20 protein-coding genes are annotated in these 24,540 nt (G+C 66.8%); 6 read left to right on the top strand and 14 right to left on the bottom strand.

Annotation, left to right across the window (positions count from 1 at the left end; genetic code table 11):
• Nucleotides 1–17: 17 nt before the first annotated feature.
• From lpdA to IQ24_RS19675, 4 genes are read right to left on the bottom strand one after another with little or no spacing between them, the layout of a single operon-like run.
• Nucleotides 18–1,406, bottom strand: coding sequence for a dihydrolipoyl dehydrogenase (lpdA, locus tag IQ24_RS19690; RefSeq protein WP_145400086.1), 1,389 nt, complete (start codon nucleotides 1,404–1,406; stop codon nucleotides 18–20).
• Between the two features lie 3 nt (nucleotides 1,407–1,409).
• The gene (locus IQ24_RS19685) at nucleotides 1,410–2,681 is read right to left on the bottom strand and encodes a dihydrolipoamide acetyltransferase family protein (protein ID WP_145400085.1); all 1,272 of its coding nucleotides are present in this window, start codon (nucleotides 2,679–2,681) and stop codon (nucleotides 1,410–1,412) included.
• Nucleotide 2,682: 1 nt separating this feature from the next.
• Nucleotides 2,683–3,696: an alpha-ketoacid dehydrogenase subunit beta gene (locus IQ24_RS19680; protein WP_145400084.1), complete on the bottom strand. Its 1,014-nt coding sequence runs from the start codon at nucleotides 3,694–3,696 to the stop codon at nucleotides 2,683–2,685.
• A gap of 1 nt (nucleotide 3,697) precedes the next feature.
• The gene (locus IQ24_RS19675; protein WP_145400083.1) at nucleotides 3,698–4,948 is read right to left on the bottom strand and encodes a 3-methyl-2-oxobutanoate dehydrogenase (2-methylpropanoyl-transferring) subunit alpha; all 1,251 of its coding nucleotides are present in this window, start codon (nucleotides 4,946–4,948) and stop codon (nucleotides 3,698–3,700) included.
• A 430-nt stretch (nucleotides 4,949–5,378) separates the two neighbouring features.
• Between IQ24_RS19675 and kynA the strand changes: the two genes are divergently transcribed.
• The 4 genes from kynA to IQ24_RS19655 are packed head-to-tail and all read left to right on the top strand — an operon-like array spanning nucleotide 5,379 to nucleotide 7,699.
• Entirely contained in the window at nucleotides 5,379–6,212 is an 834-nt protein-coding gene (gene kynA, locus IQ24_RS19670; protein ID WP_145400082.1) for a tryptophan 2,3-dioxygenase, read from the top strand.
• A gap of 8 nt (nucleotides 6,213–6,220) precedes the next feature.
• Complete coding sequence (locus tag IQ24_RS19665) at nucleotides 6,221–7,042, top strand: alpha/beta hydrolase (protein ID WP_145400081.1); 822 nt, start codon at nucleotides 6,221–6,223, stop codon at nucleotides 7,040–7,042.
• Nucleotides 7,043–7,085: 43 nt separating this feature from the next.
• Nucleotides 7,086–7,328 (top strand): type II toxin-antitoxin system Phd/YefM family antitoxin, encoded by a 243-nt coding sequence (locus IQ24_RS19660; RefSeq protein ID WP_145400080.1) that lies wholly within the window; start codon nucleotides 7,086–7,088, stop codon nucleotides 7,326–7,328.
• Nucleotides 7,325–7,699 carry a type II toxin-antitoxin system VapC family toxin gene (locus IQ24_RS19655; RefSeq protein ID WP_145400079.1) on the top strand — a complete coding sequence of 125 codons (375 nt, stop codon included), beginning with the start codon at nucleotides 7,325–7,327 and terminating at the stop codon, nucleotides 7,697–7,699. Before IQ24_RS19660 ends, IQ24_RS19655 begins: the two co-directional genes overlap by 4 nt.
• 6 nt (nucleotides 7,700–7,705) lie before the next feature.
• Here the strand turns inward: IQ24_RS19655 and IQ24_RS19650 are convergent, their stop codons facing one another.
• The 4 genes from IQ24_RS19650 to IQ24_RS19635 all read right to left on the bottom strand — a co-directional run bounded on the left by IQ24_RS19650 (nucleotide 7,706) and on the right by IQ24_RS19635 (nucleotide 15,925).
• Nucleotides 7,706–10,042, bottom strand: coding sequence for a penicillin acylase family protein (locus tag IQ24_RS19650; protein WP_145400078.1), 2,337 nt, complete (start codon nucleotides 10,040–10,042; stop codon nucleotides 7,706–7,708).
• Nucleotides 10,043–10,176: 134 nt separating this feature from the next.
• A complete protein-coding gene (locus IQ24_RS19645) occupies nucleotides 10,177–11,583 on the bottom strand; it encodes an efflux transporter outer membrane subunit (RefSeq protein WP_145400077.1) in 1,407 nt (468 codons plus the stop codon).
• Between the two features lie 91 nt (nucleotides 11,584–11,674).
• Nucleotides 11,675–14,830 carry an efflux RND transporter permease subunit gene (locus IQ24_RS19640; protein ID WP_145400076.1) on the bottom strand — a complete coding sequence of 1,052 codons (3,156 nt, stop codon included), beginning with the start codon at nucleotides 14,828–14,830 and terminating at the stop codon, nucleotides 11,675–11,677.
• A 9-nt stretch (nucleotides 14,831–14,839) separates the two neighbouring features.
• Entirely contained in the window at nucleotides 14,840–15,925 is a 1,086-nt protein-coding gene (locus tag IQ24_RS19635) for an efflux RND transporter periplasmic adaptor subunit (RefSeq protein WP_242008364.1), read from the bottom strand.
• Between the two features lie 250 nt (nucleotides 15,926–16,175).
• Here IQ24_RS19635 and IQ24_RS19630 point away from each other — a divergent pair, with 250 nt between their 5' ends.
• Nucleotides 16,176–16,778, top strand: coding sequence for a TetR family transcriptional regulator (locus IQ24_RS19630; RefSeq protein ID WP_158637588.1), 603 nt, complete (start codon nucleotides 16,176–16,178; stop codon nucleotides 16,776–16,778).
• A gap of 13 nt (nucleotides 16,779–16,791) precedes the next feature.
• Here the strand turns inward: IQ24_RS19630 and panC are convergent, their stop codons facing one another.
• The 5 genes from panC to nadA are packed head-to-tail and all read right to left on the bottom strand — an operon-like array spanning nucleotide 16,792 to nucleotide 21,977.
• Nucleotides 16,792–17,634: a pantoate--beta-alanine ligase gene (gene panC, locus IQ24_RS19625; RefSeq protein WP_145400073.1), complete on the bottom strand. Its 843-nt coding sequence runs from the start codon at nucleotides 17,632–17,634 to the stop codon at nucleotides 16,792–16,794.
• Nucleotides 17,631–18,476 (bottom strand): 3-methyl-2-oxobutanoate hydroxymethyltransferase, encoded by an 846-nt coding sequence (gene panB / locus IQ24_RS19620; protein ID WP_145400072.1) that lies wholly within the window; start codon nucleotides 18,474–18,476, stop codon nucleotides 17,631–17,633. The genes panC and panB overlap by 4 nt, the downstream gene beginning before the upstream one ends.
• A 30-nt stretch (nucleotides 18,477–18,506) precedes the next feature.
• Entirely contained in the window at nucleotides 18,507–19,358 is an 852-nt protein-coding gene (nadC, locus tag IQ24_RS19615; RefSeq protein ID WP_145400071.1) for a carboxylating nicotinate-nucleotide diphosphorylase, read from the bottom strand.
• Nucleotides 19,358–20,920, bottom strand: a complete 1,563-nt coding sequence (locus IQ24_RS19610) for an L-aspartate oxidase (RefSeq protein WP_145400070.1) — start codon at nucleotides 20,918–20,920, stop codon at nucleotides 19,358–19,360. Before IQ24_RS19610 ends, nadC begins: the two co-directional genes overlap by 1 nt.
• A 4-nt stretch (nucleotides 20,921–20,924) precedes the next feature.
• Nucleotides 20,925–21,977 carry a quinolinate synthase NadA gene (nadA, locus tag IQ24_RS19605; RefSeq protein WP_145400069.1) on the bottom strand — a complete coding sequence of 351 codons (1,053 nt, stop codon included), beginning with the start codon at nucleotides 21,975–21,977 and terminating at the stop codon, nucleotides 20,925–20,927.
• A gap of 771 nt (nucleotides 21,978–22,748) precedes the next feature.
• Between nadA and IQ24_RS19600 the strand changes: the two genes are divergently transcribed.
• Entirely contained in the window at nucleotides 22,749–23,165 is a 417-nt protein-coding gene (locus IQ24_RS19600; protein WP_145400068.1) for a hypothetical protein, read from the top strand.
• A 179-nt stretch (nucleotides 23,166–23,344) separates the two neighbouring features.
• Here IQ24_RS19600 and IQ24_RS19595 read toward each other — a convergent pair.
• Nucleotides 23,345–24,540: acyl-CoA dehydrogenase (locus IQ24_RS19595; protein ID WP_145399125.1), on the bottom strand; the 1,196-nt coding region annotated here is incomplete at its 5' end.

Raw genomic sequence — 24,540 nt, 5'->3', positions numbered from 1 at the left:
CGCGAAATGAGTTCCCGTCAGATATGCAGCGCGTGGCCGAGCGCGCGCAGACAGGCCTCATGCAGCGCCTCGCCGCGCGTCGGGTGGGCGTGGATGGTGCCGGTGATGTCCTCGATCCGGCAGCCCATCTCGACGGCCAGAGCAAAGCCTGCGGCGAGTTCCGAGATGCCCGCACCGACGGCCTGAATGCCCAGCACCTCGTGATTGTCCTTGCGGGCGGTCACGCGGATGAAGCCGTCCTCATCCAGCGCCGTCATGGCGCGGCCATTGGCGGCGAAGGGGAAGAGGCCGGTAATGATCTCATGGCCCTGCGTGCCCGCCTCATCGGGGGAAAGGCCGACGCTGACGATCTCTGGGTCGGTGAAGCAGACGGCGGGGATGGCGCGCTTGTCCCAGGCGCGGTTGCGGCCTGCGATGATCTCGGCCACCATTTCACCTTGCGCCATGGCGCGATGGGCCAGCATTGGCTCTCCGGTGACGTCGCCGATGGCATAGACGCCGCGCATCGAGGTGCGGCAGCGGTCATCGATGCGGATGAAGCGGCCGTCCATCTCCAGATGCAGGCCGGGGATGCCCGCCGCATCGCTGCGGGGCAGGCGGCCCACGGTGACCAGAATGCGGTCGGCGGCGATGTCCTCGGCGGCGTCGTCAAAGGCCACGCGCAGCGCGCCATCCTCGCCAAGGCCACCCGCGCGGGCGCGGTTCAGGACGGTGATGCCAAGGGCCGAGAGGCGGGCGCTGACGGGTTTCGTCAGCTCGGCATCATATTGCGGCAGGATGCGCGGGGCGGCCTCGATCACCGTGACCTTGGTGCCGAATTTCGCAAACGCAATGCCCAGTTCCAGCCCGATATAGCCGCCGCCGACGACGGCGAGGCTGGCGGGCAGTTCGCTGAGCGACAGCGCATCGGTCGAAGAGATCACCTTGCCGCCGAAGGGCAGGGTGGGCAGCTCCACCGGGGCCGAGCCGGTGGCGATGACCAGCGCCTCGGCATGGATCATCACCGGCCCCTCGGGCGTGTCGACGACGGCGGTCTTGCCGTCGCGCAGCCGCGCCTCGCCGGTCACCAGCCGCACCTTGGCCTTGCGCAAAAGGCCCGAGACGCCGCCGGTCAGGCGGGTGACGATGCCGTCTTTCCAGGCGACGGTGGCGGCGATGTCCAGATCCGCCCCATGCGCCGAAATGCCCATCGCCGCTTGCGAGGTGAGCGCGCTGATGCGGTGGAATTCATCCGCCGCATGGATCAGCGCCTTCGACGGGATGCAGCCGACGTTGAGGCAGGTGCCGCCGGGCGGTGCGGGGTCGACGACGACCGTGTCGATGCCCAGCTGGCCCGCGCGGATCGCGCAGACATAGCCCCCGGGTCCCGCGCCGATCACCAGCAGTTTGCATGTCATCTCGCGCATGGGTCAGGCCTCCACAAAGATCATCGCCGGGGCTTCCAGCAGGTTCTTGAGCCGCTGGACGAACACCGCCGCATCCCAGCCGTCGATGACGCGATGGTCGAAGCTGCAGGAAATGTTCATCATCTTGCGCGGCTCGAAGGCGGTGCCGTTCCAGAACGGGCGCACGGCCAGTCGGTTGACGCCGACGATGGCGACCTCGGGGACGTTCAGGATGGGGGTCGTGGCGATGGCCCCCAATGGCCCCAGAGAGGTGATGGTGATGGTCGAGCCCGACAGCTCCTCGCGCCGGGCCGAGCCGTCGCGGGCGGCCTGGGCCAGCCGGGCGATCTCGGTCGCCATCTCGCGCAGGCCAAGCGCCTCGGCATGGCGCAGGACCGGGACCATAAGGCCGGTCGGCGTCTGCGCGGCGATGCCGATGTTGATGGCCCCGAAGCGGCGGATCAGCCCCTCATCGGCCAGATAATGCGCGTTCAGCAGCGGCTGTTCGCGCAGCGCGCGCACCATGGCGCGGGCCAGAAACGGAAGGAACGTCAGCTTCGGGCCCTTGCCCTCGGCATTCACGCGCGCGCGCAGATCCTCCAGCGCGGAGGCGTCGATTTCCTCGACAATGGTGATATGCGGGACCTGATTGGCCCGTGCCATATTCTCCGAGATGCGGCGACGCAGGCCGATGACCTTGATGTCCTCGACCGTGCTGTCGGCGCGCGGACCCGAGCTGGTCGTGGTGACGCCGCCGGTGGCGATGAAGGCCGCCAGATCGTCATGGCTGATCCGGCCCGAGGGGCCGCTGCCGCGCACCTGCCGCAGATCGACGCCCGCGTCCCGGGCGCGCAGCCGGACCGAAGGTGCGGCGACGGGTCGTTCGCCTTCGGGGCGCAGCGTAGTGGCCGGGGCCGGGGTGCGCGGGGGGGCGGCTGCTGCCGGTTTGGCGGCGGGTTCGGCCTTCGCAGGCCCGGCCTTCGCAGGTTCGGGGGCCGCAGGTTTTTCCGCCGGGGCGGCGGGGGGTGCCGCGCCCTCGGCCATGTTGCCTGGACCCTCGACCTCCAGCCGGATCAGCTCGGCGCCGACGGCCAGCATGTCGCCCGCCTCTCCGGCGCGCCAGATGACCTTGCCCGAGACGGGCGAGGGGATCTCGACGGTGGCCTTGTCGGTCATCACCGCAACCAGAGGCTCATCCTCGCGCACCAGCTGGTCGGGCTGGACCAGCCATTCGGCGATCTCGGCCTCGGCAATGCCTTCGCCGATGTCGGGCATGCGGATTGAATGGATACCCATGTTACACCTCCATCAATTCGCGCAGGGCATCGCCCACACGGGCGGGGCCGGGGAAATAGCTCCATTCATGGACATGCGGATAGGGCGTGTCCCAACCCGCGACGCGGCGCACCGGCGCCTCAAGCGTCCAGAAGCATTCCTGCTGCACCAGTGCCGCCAGTTCCGCCCCGAAGCCCGAGGTCAGCGTCGCCTCATGCAGGACCAGACAGCGCCCGGTCTTGCGCACCGAGGCGGTGATCGCCTCAAGATCCAGCGGCATCAGCGTGCGCAGGTCGATGACCTCGGCGTCGATGCCGGTTTCCTCGGCGGCGGCCAGCGCCACATGGACCATGGTGCCATAGGTCAGGACGGTGACCGCGCGACCGGGGCGGCGGGTGATCGCCTGACCCAGCGGAATGGTGAAATGCCCCTCCGGCACCTCGCCCAGATCATGCGATTTCCAGGCGGAAACGGGGCGGTCGTGATGGCCGTCGAAGGGGCCGTTATAAAGCCGCTTCGGCTCAAGGAAGATCACCGGATCGGGGTCCTCGATCGCCGACATCAAGAGGCCCTTGGCGTCATGCGGGTTCGAGGGCACGACGACCTTGAGCCCGGTCACATGGGTGAACAGCGCCTCGGGCGACTGGCTGTGGGTCTGGCCGCCGAAGATGCCACCGCCGGTCGGCATGCGCACGACCATCGGGCAGGTGAACTCTCCGGCCGAGCGATAGCGCAGCCGCGCGGCCTCGGACACGATCTGGTCATAGGCCGGGTAGACATAGTCGGCGAACTGGATCTCGACCACGGGTTTGAGCCCATAGGCCGCCATGCCGATGCCCGCGCCGACGATGCCGGATTCGTTGATCGGTGCATCAAAGCAGCGGGTCGGCCCGTATTTCTTTTGCAGGCCCGCCGTGCAGCGGAAGACGCCGCCGAAATAGCCGACATCCTCGCCAAAGACGACGACGCGCTCATCCGCGCCCATGGCGGTGTCCAGCGCATCGCGGATCGCCTCGATCATGGTCATTCGCGCCATGTCAGAACCCCGCTTCCTGACGCTGCCGCTGAAGATGCGGCGGCATTTCGGCATAGACATCCTCGAACATGTCCGAGGGGCTGGGCCGCTGGCCGTGGTGCAGCGTGCCGACGGCCTCGGCCTCTTTCTGCACGGCGGTGACTTCGGCCATGATCTGCGCCTCGGCCTGAACGTGGCGGTCCTCGGACCAGATGCCAAGCGCGATCAGGTGGTTCTTCATGCGCAGGATCGGGTCACCCAAAGGCCAGGCGTTGCTTTCCTCGGCCGGGCGATAGGCGGAAGGGTCGTCCGAGGTCGAATGCCCGCCGACGCGGTAGGTCACATATTCGATGACCGTCGGGCCAAGGTTCAGGCGCGCGCGCTCGGCCGCCCATTTGCCGACGGCCAGCACCGCCAGATAGTCATTGCCATCGACCCGCAGCGCCGGGATGCCGAAGCCCAGACCGCGCGCCGCGAAGGTCCCCGAGCCACCGCGTGCGATGCCCTGAAAGGTGGAAATGGCCCATTGGTTGTTCACGATGTTCAGCACCACCGGCGCCTTGTAGGTCGAGGCAAAGACCAGCGCCGCGTGGAAATCGCTTTCCGCCGTCGAGCCGTCGCCGATCCATGCGGCGGCGATCTTGCGATCACCCGAGATGGCCGAGGCCATGGCCCAGCCCACCGCCTGAATGTACTGCGTCGCAAGGTTGCCCGAGATGGTGAAGAACCCGTGCTCCTTTGACGAATACATCACCGGCAACTGCCGCCCGCGCAAAGGGTCATGGGCGTTCGAATAGATCTGGTTCATCATCGTCAGCAGGGGATAGTCGCCCGCGATCAGCAGCCCCGCCTGACGATAGGTCGGAAAGTTCATGTCGCCGGGATTGAGCGCCTTGCGGAAGGCGCAGGACACCGCCTCTTCGCCCAGATGCTGCATGTAGAAGCTGGTCTTCTGCTGGCGCTGCGCCATCAGCATGCGGGCGTCATAGGCGCGCAGAGTCATCATGTGGCGCAGCCCGTCGCGCAGCTGATCCTCGCTGAGGTCCAGCCCCTCGGCCCATGGGCCCACGGCCTCGCCGTCGCGGTTCAGCACGCGGATGATGCTGAAGGCCAGATCGCGCATGGATTCGGGGTCGGCATCGACCGGAGGACGGCGGACCGAGCCTGCGGGCGGGATCTGCACATGGCTGAAATCGGGCTGACCGCCGGGGCGCACCTCGGGTTCGGGCACGGTCAGGTGCAGGGGGGGCAGGTCGTCGGTGTTCTTGTCCATCCGGGCCTCCTCGGGGGTCGGGCGGGGCCCGGCCGTTGTCAGGGTCTCTTGGCCGGGGCGCGGGGCCCCGGCGGCAAGGATCGGGTGCATCGGGGGCCGGACGAGGCCCCGCGATCTGCTACTATGGTCGCAGCATGCCGCAGAAAAATCCTTCGCGCCAGTGTTGTGACCGGCCTTGACGCGCCGTTGCTTTTTTCCCCGGCAGGGCATTAGATCAGGGGGTCATGCCTTGAGGAGGGGACGCTTTGGCCGCCCGCCATCTGATCGCCCGCAGCTTGCATCGCCCCGCCCCGGGGGGTCGTGCGCTGCCCTGCGTCTGCCGCCCGGCGGGCTGGGTCGCGCTGTGGCGGCGCATCGGGCAATGCGCGGTCACGGATGGGCAAGGGGGCCGTTCTGCCTGATCCCTTCCCATCCACGCGAAGAAAGCCCCATGACCACATATGACCCCTCGAAGGACGGCGCGCAGACCGATTTCAGCGCGGACATGTCCTATGGCGACTATTTGCAGATCGACCGCCTGCTGTCGGCGCAGAAGCCGCTGTCGCCCGCCCATGATGAGATGCTGTTCATCATCCAGCACCAGACCTCGGAACTGTGGATGAAGCTCGCGCTTTACGAGCTGGACGGCGCGCGCCGGATGCTTGCCGCCGACCGCACCGGCGAGGCGCTGAAGATGTTGACCCGCATCGCCCGCATCTTTGAGCAGCTGAATTCCGCATGGGATGTGCTGCGCACCATGACGCCCTGGGAATACACCCGATTCCGCGATGATCTGGGCGCGTCCTCGGGGTTTCAGTCCTGGCAGTACCGGCTGATCGAATATGCCGTGGGCAACCGCAATCTGGCGATGCTGAAGCCGCATGCGCATCGCCCCGACCTGATGGCGCTGCTGGAGGCGGAACTCGCCCGCCCCTCGCTTTACGATGAGGTGCTGCGGCGGCTGGCGCGGCTTGGCCTGCCGGTGCCGCAGGCGGTGCTGGAACGCGACCTGCGCCAGACATGGCAGGAAGATGAGGCGGTGATGGAAGTCTGGGCGCAGGTCTATCGCGACCCGGCCCATTACTGGGAGGCCTATGACATCGCCGAAAAGCTTGTCGATTTTGAGGATTACTTCCGCCGCTGGCGCTTCAACCATGTGACCACGGTCGAGCGTGTGATCGGCTTCAAGCGCGGCACTGGCGGCACGGCGGGGATTTCCTATCTGCGCCGCATGCTGGAGGTGGAGCTTTTCCCCGAACTCTGGCGGGTCAGGACGGTCTTGTGAGGGATTTCATGCGTGATTGGGATGATGAATTCGCGGTCTCGGCCTATATTCCGGGTTCGGAGGTGCTGCCTGCGGAATGGACGCGCCGGGCGGCGGCCTATCGCGCCTCGGGCGTGCGGATCGACGCGGATGTGCCATACGGCACGGGCGCGCGCGAACGGATGGAGGTGATTCATCCCGACGGGCCCTCGCGCGGGCTGGTCGTGCTGGTGCATGGCGGTTTCTGGATGCGCACCGACCGGACCGACTGGACCGATCTGGCCGAGGGCGCGCGGGCGAACGGCTGGACGGTGGTCATGCCGGGCTACACGCAGGCGCCCGAGGCGCGGATCAGCCAGATCACCGCCCAGATTGCGCAGGCCGTGACGCGGGCCGCCGAACGGGTGCCGGGGCCGATCCGGCTGGTCGGGCATTCCGCCGGGGGGCACCTGGCGCTGCGGATGATCTGCGACGACAGCCCGCTTGCGCCCGAGGTGCTGGGGCGGATCCGGCGCACCGTCTCGATTGGCGGGCTGCATGATCTGCGCCCGCTGCGGCTGGCGCGGATGAACGCGACGCTGCGCCTGACCGGAGAAGAGGCGGCGGCGGAAAGCCCGGCGCTGCATCTGCCGCAGCCGGGCGCTCCGGTGACCTTCTGGACCGGCGGCGATGAGCGGCCCGAGTTTCTGCGCCAGACCCGCCTGATGGCCGAGATCTGGGCCGGAGAGGCGCAGGTCGACATGGTGATCGAGCCGGGGCTGCATCATTTCTCGGTTCTGGACGGGCTGAAGGACCCCAACTCGGCGCTGGTGCGGGCGCTGCTGGATCAGAAGGGCGGGGTTGAAATCTGAGCCATGATGACCTAAATGTAGGTCATAACTCAGGAGGTCCCCCATGCAGATCGCCATTGCCGAAGCCAAGGCCCAGTTTGCCGAGCTGATCCGCCGCGTCGAAGCGGGCGAAGAGGTCGAGCTGACCCGCTATGGCCGCCCGGTGGCGCGGCTGATGGCCATGCCCCAGCAGGCCAACCGGCTGGTGGGCTGCATGAAGGGCCAGTTTTCCCTGCCCGAGGGGCTCGATCAGCCCGATGATCAGATCGCGGCGCTGTTCGAGGACAGCCGGCTGCTGCCGGAATGAAGCTGCTGCTGGACACGCATATCGTGCTGTGGGCGCTGCTGGATGATCCGCGCCTGCCTGCCCCGCTGCGCGAGGCGATCACCGGGGCCGAGGCGCTGTATATCAGTTCCGTCTCGGTCTGGGAGGTGTCGATCAAGGCGGGCCTTGGCAAGCTCGAGGTGCCGCGCGATCTGTTCAGCCGGGCGCTGGCGGCGGGCGCGCAGCCCCTGCCGATCACATGGGAGCATGCCCGCGCCGTGCAGGACCTGCCGCCGCATCATGCCGACCCGTTCGACCGGCTGCTGATCGCGCAGGCGATCTGCGAGGGTCTGACGCTGGTCTCGGTCGACCGGATGGTGCGGGGCTATGACGTGCCGCTGCTGGCGGGCTGACGCGCCTTAAGGCGTCAGCCGCAGGATTTGCTCGGCCCCGGCATCCACCGCCGTGCGGGAATAGCGCAAGGGGTGATAACGCCCGTCGCGCCAATCCTGCGCCATATCGCCGAAATGGGGCGAATCCGGGTCGCCCGACTGACCGGCCAGCGCGATGAACAGGCTGTTGTCCCAATCGCCCACATCCATCACTAGCCGCAGCGAGGGGCCGGTGATGATGCCGAAATCGCTGGCCCGATAGGGGCCGTAATTCGGGCTGGAGGCGCTTCCGCCGACCGAGAGGCGCGGCAGCACCAGCCGATCCGCCTGATCCGGGCAGATCCGCGCCAGCGCATGGGTCAGCGTCAGCCCGTGCAGATCGCCCCATTGCCAGGCGGCGGGGTCCGGACCCAGAAGCGCGGCGGTTTCCTCATAGGCCGCGGTCAGCGTGCGGGTGATCAGCGCGTCGCGCTGCGTGGCCGCATCGCCGTGGAACCAGTCGCCGGGCGTCTCCAGCATGGCGGCGACGGTCTGGTGGTCATAGGGGGCGAGCAGCGGGCGCAGGGTCGCATCCGCGCCAAGCGCCTCGGCCAGCGCGGGTTGCAGATGGCGCGTCAGCCACAGCTCAAAAAGCGCGGCGGGGGCGCTGTCCCGCGTGGCGTTTCCGTCCCATGCGGCCAGCATGGCCTGCGCCTTGCCCGCCAGCGGCGGCAGGCCCGCCAGCACGCGGGCGATGCGCGCGCCGATCTGGCTGTGGGTGTCGTTCTGCAACCGGCACTGGCCCGCCAGATCATGCCCGCCGCTGGCGCCCAGCACCGCATGGATGCGCTGCGAGCGGCTGCGGTCCAGCCATTCGTAACCGATGGGATCGCCGGTCTGCTCCCAGCCCTCGGGCAGGTTCATCTCATTGGCGGTGGCGATGAAGCCCTTGTCGGGGTTCACGCTGCGCGGCATCCGGCTGGCCGGAACATAGCCCGCCCATTCGAAACGTCCGTCGCCCGGCACCGGCAGAAGCCCGTTCCAGTTCGGCCGGATCGGCGTCGCCCCCGAGGGATGCCAGGCGATATTGCCCTGCGTATCGGCGAAGATATGGTTGACCGAGGGCGTGCCCCAGCTTTCCAGCGCCGCGACATATTCGGCGTGATTGGTCGCGCGCATCACCTTCAGGCTGGCCATATAGGGGGCCATGCCGGGGTCGCTCCAGCAGGTGCGCAGGGCATAGGCGCGGTTCATCTGCGGGTCGCGATGCAGGATCGGCCCGAGCCGAGAGAAATGCAGCGGCATCTGAACGGGGTCATGGCCGCGCACCGCGAAGGTCTCGACCTGTTCGCGGATGTCCTCCCAGCCGTCACGATAGCGATAGCGCAGCGGGTTCGTCGGGTCGGTGTCATGGACCATGACGTCTTCCTGATCGCCGCCGAAGATCGTCAGCGCATAGGCGATGTGCTGGTTGTGCCCCAGCGAGACGCCGGGCACGCAGGGCTCGCCCATGCCGATGACGTCCAGACCGGGCATGGTCAGATGCACCATATAGCGCAGCGCGGGCAGCGAATGGGTGCGATGCGGGTCGCTGGCCATGATCGGCCGCCCGGTGGTCGTCAGCCGGGGCGAGATCACCCAGTTGTTCGAGCCCTCGGATTCCCCCGCCCGGACCACATCGCCCAAGGGGGTGACGCGGCGCCAGCGCGGGGCATCGGCGATGGAGGCCTCCAGCCGCTCGCGGTCGAAGGTCACGGGCGCGGTCGCCAGCATGAAGCTGTCCAGCACGGCGAGCGGGATCGAGGCCAGATCCAGCCCCTCGATCTGCGTCGGTGTGACGGGCGGTTCGAGTTGTTTGCGCAGCGCATCCAGCCGTTCGCCGCCTGCGGCCATGACGCGGGCGCGGATCACCTCGGACAGCGCATTGCGGGTCAGGCAATGGCTGCGGATGCGGACCACATCGGCGGGTTGCCAATGCGCGGGCTGCGTGTCCATCAGGCCGAATTCCGGCGGCAGCGGCGCGTCGCCCGCGCGGATCTGGTCGATGCGGGCGTTGATGCCACGGGTGAAGGCCAGGCAAATCGCCTGCGCGTCCGGGCCATAGGCGTCCCATTCGGGCTGCATGTCGCCATGGTACAGGAACAGCCGCGCGGCGCGGTCCTGCTCCAGATAGCCGGGGCCGAAATCGGCCGAGAGCAGGCCCAGCCCGCGCTTGCGCCACAGGTCGATCTGCCACAGCCGGTCGCGGGCGGCGTTCCAGCCTTGGGCAAAGAACAGGTCATCGGCGGTTTCAGCACGAATATGGGCGACGCCCTGCTGGTCGATCACGATCTCGACCGGATGGGTCAGCCCCTCCAGCCGGAAGGTTACCTGTTCCTGTGCCATCTTGCCTGCCCCTGCCTTGTGCTTCGAACCGTTGAATCACAAACGCAAAATCCGGGGATTGGCAAGCTTGGCCAGACCAAAACGGCCCCGGAAATCCGGGGCCGTTCGGCGGAGCAACTGTGCGCGGCGATGGTTCAGCCGCCGGGATTGGCAGCGGCCGCGATGCTGAGGCGGACGAAATCGCTGGCCAGCGTGCGGTTCGCGGTGGCCAGCGCCTGACGCGCGGACAACAGGTCACGCTCGGCGTCGAGGATGCGGAAGAGGTCGACCTCGCCCGCCTCATAGGAGGTGCGCGACAGCGACAGGGTCTGGTTGGTGCTGTCGACAAGGCGCTGCTGGGCGGCGACGTTCACGCTGCCCCGGTTGTAGGAGACAAGGCCGTTCTCGACCTCTTCGACCGCATTCAGGACCGAGGCGCGCCATTGCACATGCGCCTGCGCGGCGCGGGCCTCGGCGCCCTTCAGATTGGCCTGATTGGCCCCGCCCGAAAAGATCGGCAGGTTGATCTGCGGGCCGAACCCCCAGGTGGTGACATTGCCGCCGCGCCGGAGGTTCGTCGGCGTGATGTTCCCGGTCAGCTGGATCGAGGGGTAGAAGGCGGCCTCGGCCACGCCCACGCGGGCGGTCGCGGCGGCGAAGCGACGCTCGGCCATGCGGACATCGGGGCGGGCGCGGATCACATCGGCGGGGACGCCCACATTCGGGCGGAAGCGCGCATGCGGCTGGCCGCCGCCCTTGGTCAGGTTCGGACGCAGCGTGCCGCTGCGCGAGGCGGTCAGCGTCGCCAGCCGGTTGATCGCCTGATCGAAGCCCACCTCCAGCGCGGGCAGCCCGGCTTCGGCCTGGGCCACGGCCTGTTCGGCCTGCAGCACCTCCAGCCGTCCGGCCTGTCCGGCCTCGACCATGGTGCGGGTCATCGACAGGGTCTGGCGGCGGCTTTCGATGCTGCGCCGGGTCAGCGAGATGCTTTCCTGATAGTAACGCAGGTCGATATAGGCCAGCGCAATGGCGCTGGTGACCGAAAGCTTCGCGGCATCGGCTGACAGACGCGCGGCATCCAGTTCGGCAATCGCGGCGGCGCGGGCGGCCTGATTGCCGCCGAAAAGGTCGATCATCCACGAGGTCGAGAGCGAGCCTGCGCTGGATTCGACGACCCGCGCGCCTTCCGGGTTCCCGCGCGAGGCGCTGCCTTGAACCGAGACATTCGGCAGGTCGGCGGCGCGCGCCAGACGGGCACCGGCCTCGGCCTCGTCGATGACAGCGGCGGCCTCGGCAATCGAGAGGTTGCGCGACAGGCCCTGCTGGATCAGCCCGTCAAGGCGGCTGTCGCGGAAGGCGCTCCACCAGACCGGGGCGGTCTGGCTGCGGGCAGGCGCGGCGGCATCGAATTTGGGCGCGATGTCGGCATCGGGCGCGGTGTAGCTGGTCTGGCCACAGGCGGCCAGCAGCAGAAGCGCGGGCACGCCAAGCAGCAGGCTGCGGCGATTCGGGGTGAGGGGCCCGGCGCGACGGGCGCGGGCGGAAAGGGTGTTCGAGGTCATGTTCACTTCTGTCCCTTGCGCGGCAGAGATCTGCCGCATGACATGTGGGGAAAGGCAGGCGGGGGCATGAGCCGCCCCCACCCTACCTTCACTATTCAGCCGGCACGGGCTGGTTGGGGAGGTCGTCGTCCGGGCGGCGGCCCAGGCGTTTGTGCGCTCCGGTCAGCTTCATCACGAAGACGAAGAAGATCGGCACGAAGATCGTCCCCAGAATGGTCGCCGACAGCATGCCGCCAACCACGGTGATGCCGATGGCGTTCTGGCTGGCCGCGCTGGCCCCGGTGGCGATCGCCATGGGCACCACGCCCATGATGAAGGCCATCGAGGTCATCAGGATCGGCCGGAACCGCAGGCGGCAGGCGGTGATCGTGGCTTCGATCAGGCCCTGGCCTTCGGCGATGAGGTCCTTGGCGACCTCGACGATCAGGATGGCGTTCTTGGCCGAGAGACCCACGATGGTGATGAGGCCCACGGTGAAGAACACGTTGTTCGTCAGCCCCGTCAGCAGCACCGCTGCAACCGCCCCGATGGCGCCCATGGGCACGATCAGCATGACCGACAGCGGGATCGCCCAGCTTCCGTAAAGCCCGGCAAGGCACAGGAAGACGAAGAGGATCGAGAGGCCGATCAGCATGGGCGCGGTCGAGCCCGACTGGATTTCCTGCAACGACTGCCCGGTCCATTCGAAGGAATAGCCCGGGGGCAGTTCGCCCGCCAGCCGCTCCATTTCCGCGATGGCATCGCCCGAGGAGAAGCCGGGCGCGGCCGAGCCGCTGAGACGCACCGCCGGATAGCCGTTATAGCCAATCAGCTGCGTCGGGCCGAAGCCCCATTCGGCGGTCGCGAAGGACGACAGGGGCACCATGCCGCCCGCCACGTTGCGCACGTTCAGCTTCAGCACCTCATCGACGGTCATGCGCGAGTCCGCCTCGGCCTGCACGATGACGCGCTGCATTTTCCCCTCATTCGGGAAGTCGTTGATGTAGCTGGACCCAAGAGCGGCCGAGATGGTGCGGTTGATCTCTCCAAAGCCCACGCCGAAGGCATTGGCCTTTTCGCGGTCGACCTTCAGGCTCAGCTGCGGGCCGGGGGGCATGCCGTTGGGATAGACCATGGCGATCTTCCCGCCCTGCATGGCCCCGCCCATGATCTGCCCGGCAGCGGCCTGAAGCGCGGTGCTGCCCTGGTTCGCACGGTCCTGCAGGCGGAAGTCGAAGCCCGCGCTGTTGCCCATGCCCGAGATCGGCGGCGGCGACAGCGCAAAGGCGGTCGCATCGCGGATCTGCGCAAGCTTGCCCGAAAGCTGGCCTGCGATGGCATCGGCGCTTTGCGAGGGATCCTTGCGCTCGCTCCAGTCCTTCAGGGTGATGAAGGCCAGACCCGAGTTCGGCCCCTGACCCGAGAACGAGAAGCCCTGCACCGCGACGATGCTGTCGACGCCCGGAATGGACAGAGCGTCCTGTTCCACCTGCGACATGACTTCGCGCAGACGGTGCGAGGTCGCGCCCGGAGGCGCCTGCACGTTGGCGATCAGATAGCCCTGATCCTCTTGCGGGACGAAGTCCGACGGGATTTGGATATAGAACCAGCCCAGACCCACGATCAGCGCCAGATAGATGACCATCATCCGCCCGGCGCGCTTCACCAGCCCGCCGACCAGACCCGAATAGCCACGGGTCGCGCTGTCGAACTTGCGGTTGAACCAACCGAAGAAGCCGCGCTTTTCATGGCTGTGCCCCTTGGGCACGGGCTTGAGGAACGTCGCACACAGCGCCGGCGTCAGCGACAGCGCCAGAAACGCCGAGAAGCCGATCGAGACCACCATGGTCAGCGAGAACTGCTGATAGATCACGCCCACCGCGCCCGGGAAGAACGCCAGCGGAATGAACACCGCCATCAGCGCCAGCGTAATGCCGATGATCGCGCCCGAGATCTGCCCCATCGCCTTTTTCGACGCGGCATAGGGCGAAAGCCCCTCTTCGGACATGATCCGCTCGACGTTCTCGACGACGACGATGGCGTCATCGACCAGAATGCCGATGGCGAGGATCATCGCAAACATCGTCAACACGTTGATTGAGAAGCCCGCCGCCAGCATCACCGCCAGCGTGCCCGCCAGTGCAATCGGCACGACCAGCGTCGGGATGACCGTATAGCGGAAGTTCTGCAGGAAGACGAACATCACGACAAAGACCAGGGCCACGGCTTCGACCAGCGTGTGCAGCACCTTCTCGATCGAGGCCGAGACGAAGGGCGTGGTGTCATAGGGGATCTGGTATTCCAGACCCTGCGGCATCAGGGGGGCCAGACGCTCCATGGTGTCGCGGACGCCCTGTGCGGTCTCCATCGCGTTGCCGGTCGGCGACAGCTGCACGCCGATGGCGGCGGTGGGCTTGCCGTTCAGATAGGCGCTGAAGGCGTAGGATTCGGCGTCCACCTCGATCCGGGCGACGTCCGACAGGCGCACCAGCGCGCCGCTGTCCTCGGCCCGCAGGACGATCTGGCCGAATTCCTCGGGCGTTGACAGCTGGCCGGTGACCAGCAGCGTCGATTGCGTCTGCTGCGCGTTCGGGCTGGGATCGGCCCCGACCGAACCGGCCGCGACCTGCGCGTTCTGCTCGGCGATGGCGCCGGTGATGTCGGTCATCGACAGGTCAAGCCCGACGAGCTTCGCCGGGTCGACCCAGACGCGCAGCGCGCGCTGCGTGGCGAACAGCTGCGCCTTGCCGACGCCCGGCACGCGCCGCACCTCATTGAGGATGTTGCGCGAGATATAGTCGCCCAGACCCACCTGGTTGATGCCCGAACCATCCTCGGCGGTCAGCGAGACCATCATCAGGAAGTTCGAGCCCGCCTCTTCCACAAGCACGCCCTGCTGGCGGACCTGCTGGGGCAGCGAGGCCTCGACCCGGCGCAGACGGTTCTGCGTGTCGACCACGGCCTGCGCCACATCGGTGCCGGATTCGAAGGTCACGGTGATGCCCACCGCCCCCGTCGCATCCGATGTGGATTCGAAGTAGAGAAGCCCCGGAATGCCGTTCAGCTCTTCCTCGATGGGCTGGGTCACCTGCTGGTAAAGATCCTCGGGTGAGGCACCCGGGAAGACGGTCGAAACCGTCACCTGCGGGGGCGCGACGTTCGGATATTGCGCGACCGGAAGGTTCGGCAGCGACAGGACCCCGGCAAGGGTGATGAAAATCGCGATGACCCAGGCCAGAACCGGGTTGTCGATAAAGAAACGTGCCATGTGTAAGCCTTAGCCTTCCTGGACGGGTTGGGGCTCGCCCAGTTTTTGCGTGCAGACGGCGGGCGGGGCGTCCTCGGTCACGGGGTGCCAGCAGACGGGCTGGACCGGCGCGCCGGGGGCGATCTTCTGGAAGCCGTCGGTGACCACCATGTCGCCGGGCTTCAGCCCGTCATGCACGGTCACGCGCGGCCCCATGGTGCGGCCCAGCTTGACCGGGCGCAGCTCGGCCTTGTTCTCCGCATCGACGACATAGACCGAGGTCGTGCCGCCGCCGCTGCGCTGCACCGCCTGATCGGGGATGGCCAGCACGTCCTGTTCGGTCGCCTGTTCGACGGTGACGCGGACATACATGCCGGGCAGCAGAAGGCCGCGCGGGTTCGGGAATTCGGCGCGCAGGGTGACCTGCCCGCTGGTGCGTTCGACCGTGGTTTCGGCGAACAGCAGCTTGCCCGACTGGTCATAGGCGGTGCCGTCATCCAGATAGAGCGTGACCTTCGCGGCATCGGGCTCGACCTGCTCGATCGCGCCGGAATCCAGCGCGTTGCGCAGGCGCAGAAGCTCGGACACCGGCTGCTGGATGTCGGCATAGACGGAATCGAGGTTCTGGATGGTGGTCATCACCGCGCCCTGCGCATCGACCAGCGCACCCTCGGTCACGCGGGCGGCACCCACACGGCCGTCGATGGGGGCGGTGATATCGGCATAGCCCAGATTGATCTCGGCCGCGCGGAGTTGCGCCTTGGCCTCGGCCAGCGCGGCCTCGGCCTGCAGTTTCCCGGCCAGGGCCGAGTCATATTGCGCGCGCGAGGTGATGTTGCGGTCGCTGAGCGTCGAGAGCCGCGCCTCGTTCTGGGTGGCCTCGACCAGACCTGCCTCGGCGCGGGCGACACCCGCGCGCGCGGCCTCGACGGCGACCGAATAGGCGGCCTTGTCCAGTTCGAAAAGCACGTCCCCGGCCTTCACCGTGCTGCCCTGATCAAAGACCCGACGCTCAACGATGCCGCTGACGCGGGGGCGGACCTCGGCAATGCGGGTGGGGGTGATTCGGCCCGGAAGCTCGGACAGGACGGGCAGATTCTCGGGTTCGATCAGCACCACGCCGACCTGACTGGGCGGTTGCTCCTGCCCCTCCTGTGCCAGTGCGACGCTATTGATAACAAAAGGAAAAGAAATTTGAACGGCTGCACCAAGCAGCAGCGCGCGGACCACTTTGGACGGCATGGGGAGGATATTCCTATATCACTAGCTTGCTTCTGGTCATATGTCCAAGTTGGATGGGTGTCCAATTTCTTTTTGATCAAACAAGTGTTACATGGGGGGCCATGGGCACTCGCTGGAGGTCGGTATGAGCTATATGTCCAAGGAAGAACGGCGCGCGCAGATCATTGACGCGACCATCGACCTTGTCCTGAAAGAGGGGCTGCACGCCACAACGGTGCGCCGCATTGCGGCCCGGATGGAGTGCTCACCCGGCCAGATCCACCACCATTTCCATTCTGCCGATGAACTGCGCGCCGAGGCCGTGCGCGAGGTCTATCGCCGCCTTGAACCCTGCATCGAACAGGCGATGGAGGGGCTGCCCGCGCGCGAAAAGCTGCATGTGCTGCTGTCGGGCTGCTCGAACATCGAGGTGCGCGAATCCATCGAGATGCTGACGCTGATCACCGAACGCTTCTGGCGTGACGCGCTGGTCACGCCCACGCCCGAACACACCCACAAGGCCATCGTCGAGGGGCTGGAGCGCTGGCGCAACTCGCTGAATAAGGCGCTGCAATTCGGCGTCGACAGCGGCGAATTCCCCGCCGATCTGGATGTCGAGACGGTGGGGATGCGCCTGCTGGTCTCGGCCTTCGGGCTGGATGTGCTGCGGCAGGTGACGCAGCGCGAGCCCTCGCTTGAGCGGCTGCGCGCCTTCGTCGACGGGCTGATGGACCGCGAAGGGCTGTAGCGCCCTGCGGCGATCAGCCTACCGCGACATTGTCGATCAGCCGCACGCCGTCCAGCCAGACCGCCGCCAGCAGGCGCGAGGGCTTGCCGGGGATCGGCGGGCCAAGGCTTTCGCTGTCGCAGCGCGCCAGATATTCCACCTCGCCAAAGCCTGCGGCGGCCAGCGTGTCGCGCGCGGCGGCCAGTACCTCGGGCTCATAGGCGCCCTCGGCCATCGCCGTGGCCGCGTCGAACAGCGCATTCGGCAGGGCCGCCGCCTGCGCGCGCGCCTTGCGCGACAGCCGCTGGTTGCGCGATGACAGCGCCAGCCCGTCCGCATCACGGACCGAGGGGCAGGGCACGATCTCGATGGGCATGTTCAGATCCGCGACCAGCCGCTTGACGACCTGCAACTGCTGCCAGTCCTTTTCGCCGAAATAGGCGCGGTCGGCCTGCGTCATGTTGAAAAGCAGCGTTACCACCGTCGCCACGCCGTCGAAATGGCCGGGCCGGTGCGCGCCCTCCAGCGGCTGGCTGACATCGCCGACCGAGACGACCGTGCTGTGACCCGCCGGATAGACCTCGGCGGCATCGGGGACGAAAAGCGCATCCACCGCCAGGGGGCCAAGGATGGCAGCGTCGGCCAGCTCGGTGCGGGGATATTTGGCGAAATCCTCGGGGTTGTTGAACTGGCGCGGGTTCACGAACAGGGTCACGATCACCCGGTCGCAGCCCTGTTTCGCCGCCCGCACGAGGCTCAGATGCCCCTCATGCAGCGCGCCCATGGTCGGCACGACGCCGATGCTCTCGCCCGCCTGCCGCCAGGCACGCGTCAGCGCCCGCAGCTCGGCCAGTGAGCGGATGATGGGCGCGCTCATGCCTTGCCCTCGGGCTTCGGGGCTAGTTCCGAGGCGAAAAGATGCTCGGGTCCGGGGAAGCGGCGGGCGCGCACGTCATCGGCATAGGCGGCGATGGCCTCGGCCGAGATCTGGCCCAGTTCCGCGTAACGCTTGACGAATTTCGGGCGAAAGCCGGTGAAGATGCCCAGCACGTCGTCGATGACCAGCACCTGACCGTCGCAATCAAGCCCCGCGCCGATGCCGATGGTGGGAACGGCAATCTCGCGCGTGATGCGGGCCCCCAGATCGGCAGGCAGCTTTTCCAGCACGACCGAGAAGGCCCCGGCCTCGGCCACCGCCACGGCATCCTTCAGCACCCGTTCACCATCCGCGCCGCGCCCCTGCACCTTGTAGCCGCCCAGCGTATTGACGGATTGCGGCGTCAGGCCGACATGGCCCATGACCGGAATGCCGCGCTGGACCAGAAAGCGCACGGTCTCGGCCATGTGCTGCCCGCCCTCCAGCTTCACCGCCTGCGCGCCGGTTTCGACCATCAGCCGCGCGGCATTGCGGAAGGCCTGCTGAGGGCTTTCCTCATAGCTGCCGAAGGGCATGTCGATGACCAGACAGGCGCGCTCCAGCCCGCGGGCGACCGCCTGGCCGTGCATGATCATCATCTCCATGGTCACGCCCAGGGTCGAGGGCAGGCCGTGCAGCACCATGCCGACGCTGTCGCCCACCAGCACGACGTCGCAGGAGGCGTCGACCAGCTGCGCCATGGGCGTGGTATAGGCGGTCAGCACGACGACGGGCTCGGCCCCCTTGCGGGCGCGGATCTCGCCGGGTGAGAGGCGGGGTTTGCGGTCAGGGGTGGCGCTCATGTCATCCTCCTGCGGGGTCGGAAATGCGGTTCAGAAATCAAGCCCAAGGTCCAGCGTGCGGGCCGAATGGGTCAGCGCGCCGACCGAGATATAGTCGACGCCGGTCGCGGCCACCTCGGCGATGCGCGGCAGGCGCATATTGCCCGAGGCTTCCAGCACCAGACGGCCCGCGTTCATCGCCACCGCTTCGCGCAGCGTGGCCGTGTCCATATTGTCCAGCAGCACCACATCGGCCCCGCCTTCGTCCAGCACCTCGGCCAGCTGGTCCAGCCGGTCAACCTCGATTTCCGTGCGCAGCATATGCGAGGCCTGCGCCTTGACGCGCTTCAGCACGGCGCGGATGCCGCCTGCCGCCGCGATGTGGTTGTCCTTGATCAGGATCGCGTCCGACAGGCTGAAGCGGTGGTTGAAGCCGCCGCCATGCAGCACCGCCTGTTTTTCGACGATGCGCAACCCGGGCGTGGTCTTGCGCGTGCAGGTGATGCGGGCGCGGGTGCCCGCCGCCTGCGCCACATGGGCGGCGGTCAGCGTGGCGATGCCCGAGAGGCGGCCCGCGAAATTCAGCGCGACACGTTCCGCCGTCAGGATCGAGGCGGCCTCGCCCTCGACCTCGGCCAGCACGGCGCCTGCGTCAAAGCTGGCGCCATCGGGCACCAGCACGCGCAGGGTCAGGGCCGGGTCGACCAGCCGGAAGGCGATGGCCGCGACCTGCATGCCCGAGGCGACGCCCGCCTCTCGCGCGACGATGCGCGCCAGATAGCGCGTGCCCGAGGGGATCACCGTGCGCGTGGTGATGTCGCCATAGGTGCCCAGATCCTCGGCCAGCGTGGCGCGGACCAGAGGTTCAAGGATCATGTCGGGAAGCGGCGGCTGGGCAGTCATCAGGTCCTCGATGCGTTCGGGCGCAGGTGCATGGCCTGCGCCAATGTCAGGCGGCTGCGCAGGCCGGTGGCGGCAGTCTGCGGGAAATCGCTGCGGAAATGCGCGCCCCGGCTTTCCTGCCGCATCAGCGCGGCGGCGGCGATCAGCGTGGCGGTGGCGGTCATGTTCAAAAGCGCCTCGCATTCGGGCTGCAGCGCCTCGATATCCGAGATCTCGCGCAGGCAGGCGGCAAGGCCGTCGGCGTTGCGGATCACGCCTGCGCCCGCCGTCATCGCGCGGCGCAGGCGGGCGACCAGTTGCGGATCGGGGGTGTTGCCGCCGGAGGGCAGGGCGGGAGGCACGACCGGCGCGTCATCGCAGGGCCGCGTCAAAGCGGCGTTGATCGAGCCCGCAGCGCGCGCGCCGAAAACCACCGCCTCCAGCAGTCCGTTCGAGGCCAGACGGTTCGCGCCATGCAGCCCGGTCGAGGCGGTCTCACCCGCGACCCAAAGCCCGGGCAGCGAGGACCGGCCCTGCGCATCCGTCGCGACCCCGCCCATGTGATAATGCGCCGCAGCGGCGACCGGGATCGGCTGGGCCACCGGGTCGATGCCATTGCGCGCGCAGGCCCCGGCGACGGCGGGAAATTCGGTCAGAATACGAGCGCCAAGGCAGGCGCGGGTATCAAGCATGGGCCGCAGCCCCGCCTGCGTCTGGGCATAGATCTCGCGCGCGACGATGTCGCGGGGGGCCAGTTCGGCATCGGGGTGGATGGCCTGCATGAAACGCTCGCCGTTGCGGTTCACCAGTTGCGCGCCTTCGCCCCGCAGCGCCTCGGTCACCAAAGGGGCGGGGTCTTCGCCGCAATCCAGCGCGGTCGGGTGGAACTGCACGAATTCGGCGTCGGCGACTTCTGCGCCTGCACGCGCGGCCAGCCCAAGCGCCTGTCCCCGGATGCGGGGCGGGTTGGTGGTCAGCGCGAAAAGCCCGCCCGAGCCGCCGCCCGCCAGCAGCACTGCAGGCGCGCGCAGTAGGAAAACCGACGATCCTTCGGGGCCCGATCGCATCAGCCGCACGCCGGTGACGCGGCCGTCCTCGACCGCCAGACCCACGGCCAGCAGCCCGTCCAGCACCTGAACCGAGGGGGTGCGGCGCACGGCCTCGATCAGGGTGCGGGTGATCTCGGCCCCGGCCTGATCGCCCTTGACGCGGACGACGCGGGCAAAGCCATGCGCGGCCTCGCGCGACAGCACATAGCTGCCGTCGGGCCTGCGGTCGAAGGGTGCGCCGATGCCGGTCAGGTCGTGGATATGGCCGGGGGCCTCGGCGGTGACGAAATCGGCGACGGTGGGGTCGACGACGCCCGCTCCTGCGCGCACGGTATCCTCGGCGTGGTTTGCGGGGTGATCGGCGGGGTCCATGGCCGCCGCGATGCCGCCCTGCGCCCAGGCCGAACTGGCCCCGGCGCCCAGGGGATCGGGCGAGATCATCACCACCGGCCGGGGCGCCAGCCGCAAGGCCGCCGTCAGCGCCGCCAGCCCCGCGCCCAGAATGACGACGCGTCCGGTCGAGACTTCGTCCATCGCGTCAGGCAGCCAGTCGGCGCGACAGGTCGATCATGCGCTGCACCGCAAGGCGCGCGCGTTCGGCCACGGCCGGGTCGACCTCGACCGCGCCGGTCATCGAATGCAGCGACCACAGCACCTTTTCCAGCGTGATCTTCTGCATATAGGGGCACATGTTGCAGGGCCCCAGAAACTCGACGCCCGGATTCGCGTCCGAGATATTCGCGGCCATCGAGCATTCGGTGACCAGCATCACCTGCTTGGGATGTTCGCGCGTGACCCAATCCTGAATATTCGCGGTCGAGCCCGCGTAATCCGCCTCGGCCACCACATCGGGGGGGCATTCGGGGTGCGCAATGATCTTGAGACCCGGATTCCAGTCGCGGAAATCGCGCAGATCCTGAGCGGTGAACTGTTCGTGCACGATGCAGGCCCCGTCCCACCAGACGATGCGCTTTTGCGGCACCTGCTTGGCGACGTTCTGCGCCAGCCATTTGTCGGGCGTCATGATGACGGTGTCGCCCTCCATCGCCGCGACGATCTGTGCGGCATTGGCGCTGGTGCAGCAGATGTCGGACGCGGCCTTCACCTCGGCGGTGGTGTTGACGTAGCTGACGACCGGCGCGCCGGGGTACATGGCGCGCATTTCGGCAATGCCGTCTGCCGTGATGCTTTCGGCCAGCGAGCAGCCCGCCTCCATATCCGGCATCAGCACGGTCTTGGCGGGGTTCAGGATCTTCGAGGTCTCGGCCATGAAATGCACGCCACATTGCACGATCACATCGGCCTCGACCTCGGTCGCCTTGATCGCCAGATGCAGGCTGTCGCCCACCACATCCGAGATGCCGTGATAGATCTGCGGCGTCATGTAGTTATGCGCCAGCACGACGGCATTGCGCTGTTTCTTCAACTGGTTGATGGCGCGGACATAGGGCGCATGGATGGCCCAGTCGATCATCGGCATGACGCGGTCCATGCGGGCATGGATGTCCGACATCTCTTCGGCCAGTTCCATCGAGGGCGACAGGTCGTAATGCGCGCGAAGCTCTTCGCGGATGTTCGTCAGATCCAGCATTTGGGCTCCTCCGGTCCGTCTGCGTGGGCGCCGATCATGGGCCGCAGGGCGGTGCTGCGATGCGGCATAGTGACGTTGCGTCGCGCATCCCTATCGAAACCGGGTCGGTAGAGCAATAATAATACGCAGGGCGACCGAAAGTCGAACGATATGCAATCTGGAAGGGGGGGGGGCGCCGTGGCGTCCGACCGGAGTTGTACCGTGTCTCCGATCGGACGTCGTTGCACAGGACAGGTTACTGGTTACCTGAGGCCATACTAGGTTCAGGTACAGGATTGGTGAACCTGTCTAAATCGCAGGTTGTTTTCCGGATTTGGAGGGTTCGTGGTAAATTGCGAGGCTGTCGCTAGAATTTTGTGTAAATTCAATGATGTATTTTGAGACGTCGGATGGACAAGCCCGCCGGAGCGGTCAGGTCACCCGGCGGTGAGGTTGTGTCCGGCCGCCCGACGCGACCTTCGCCAATTTGTTGGAAACACGGCACGATTCGGGAACATCCGTATTGTGCCCTTGTCGCGTATCTGACGTATCTGACTTTCTGCCCGATTTCTGACCCGAATTGCGCTTCTACGGTAGTTCCGTCATTGACGCGAAGAGCCCATTGCGGACGTTGAGTTCATCACATAGCCCTGCCAGATGATTGCTCAACCTTCCACACCGCCTCCAATACAAGTCAGGGCTATCCTGGCTGGCTATGCGTTGTTTTTGAAGTACAAAAGGTGGTTTTTCACCTGTTGGGTCATACTCTTCATGACCGTGTGGACAATGGGTATGACTACGTCTTTCACCAACGGCCCCTGTCGGGATACTCGGAAAACCGCGCAGGACAGGCTATTTTACTGTAACATATCAATCACCACTAGTGCTGTTTTCTCTGTCTCGTCTTTGGAGAATTCACGGCGGGCCACACTCTTCCTAGCGCGCGGCAAGATCCATTCAGATTTGGGACAAATAGAAGCCGCGAGGGAGGATTTCCGATATGCGTTGATCGCCGCAGCGAAAGGCAAACAGTTTTTGTTTCCTGAGGTGCTTCGTCAACCCCATGTCGCGCAGCTATTTGCCGTCATGAAGCTGGAACCGGAAAACAGTGTTGCCTATGAAACATGGGTGGAAATCGTTTTTGATCTGGCTTGCTTGGACAATAGAAAGACTACTTTGGCAAACGGATCTTTCTGTGCAGCGCGCTAAAATCTAAGATCGCACCTCATAACGGCCGCAATGTCCCGCAAAGCGGGCATTGATCCGTTATCCGGCACAATGGGTCAGTTTTGCCCAAAGTTTGTGGATGAAGTGCCAGACGGAAAAGGCCGTCTGGCGCAGCTATACTTTGGCCTATGAGCCAGGAACCTCTGACCCCGCCCCTTCCCTCAGAAGAACGCCTGCAGCCCGGTGATGGCGCGTCCCAGGATCAGCGCATGGACGTCATGCGTGCCCTCATAGGTGTTCACCGTCTCGAGGTTCGCCGCATGCCGCATCACCTGGAACTCCTCCGAGATCCCGTTGCCGCCATGCATGTCCCGCGCCACCCGCGCGATCTCCAGCGCCTTGCCGCAGTTGTTGCGCTTGATGATCGAGATCATCTCGGGCGCCGCCTCCGCCGCATCCAGAAGCCGACCCACCCGCAGGCTGGCCTGAAGGCCAAGCGCGATCTCGGTCGCCATATTCGCCAGCTTCAGCTGGAACAGCTGCGTATTGGCCAGCGGCCGCCCGAACTGGTGCCGGTCCAGCCCATATTGGCGCGCGGCATGCAGGCAGAACTCGGCCGCCCCCAGCACGCCCCAGCTGATGCCGTAGCGCGCCCGGTTCAGACAGCCGAACGGGCCCTTCAGCCCCTCGACGCCGGGCAGCAGCGCGTCCTCGCCAACCTCGACATCCTGCAGCACGATCTCGCCGGTGATCGAGGCGCGCAGGCTCAGCTTGCCGCCGATCTTCGGCGCCGAAAGCCCCTTCAGCCCCTTCTCCAGCACGAAGCCGCGGATCTTGCCGCCATGCGCCTCGGACTTGGCCCAGACCACGAAGACATCCGCGATCGGCGCGTTCGAGATCCACATCTTCGAGCCGTTCAGCACATAGCCCCCGGCGGTCTTCTTCGCCACGGTCTTCATGCCGGCGGGGTCCGAGCCCGCGTCCGGCTCGGTCAGGCCGAAACAGCCGATGAACTCGCCCGAGGCCAGTTTCGGCAGGTATTTCTGCCGCTGTTCCTCGCTGCCATAGGCATAGATCGGGTACATCACCAGCGAGGATTGCACCGACATCATGCTGCGATAGCCCGAATCGACGCGCTCGACCTCGCGCGCGATCAGGCCGTAGGCGACGTAAGAGGCGCCGATGCCGCCGTATTCCTCAGGCACGGTGACGCCCAGCAGGCCCATCGCACCCATCTCGCGGAAGATTTCCGGGTCGGTCAGCTCCTCGCGATAGGCGTCGATGATGCGCGGCTGCAGCCGGTCCTGCGCGTAAGACCGCGCCGCGTCCCGCAGCATCCGCTCTTCCTCGCTCAGCTGATCCGAAAGCCGGAAAGGGTCCTCCCAGTCAAAGCGGCCAAGATCAGGGGCGTCTTTCG

This window comes from Paracoccus sulfuroxidans (genome assembly GCF_007830335.1).
Classification (GTDB): Bacteria; Pseudomonadota; Alphaproteobacteria; order Rhodobacterales; family Rhodobacteraceae; genus Paracoccus; species Paracoccus sulfuroxidans.
This window is presented reverse-complemented; position numbering and strand designations above follow the sequence as displayed.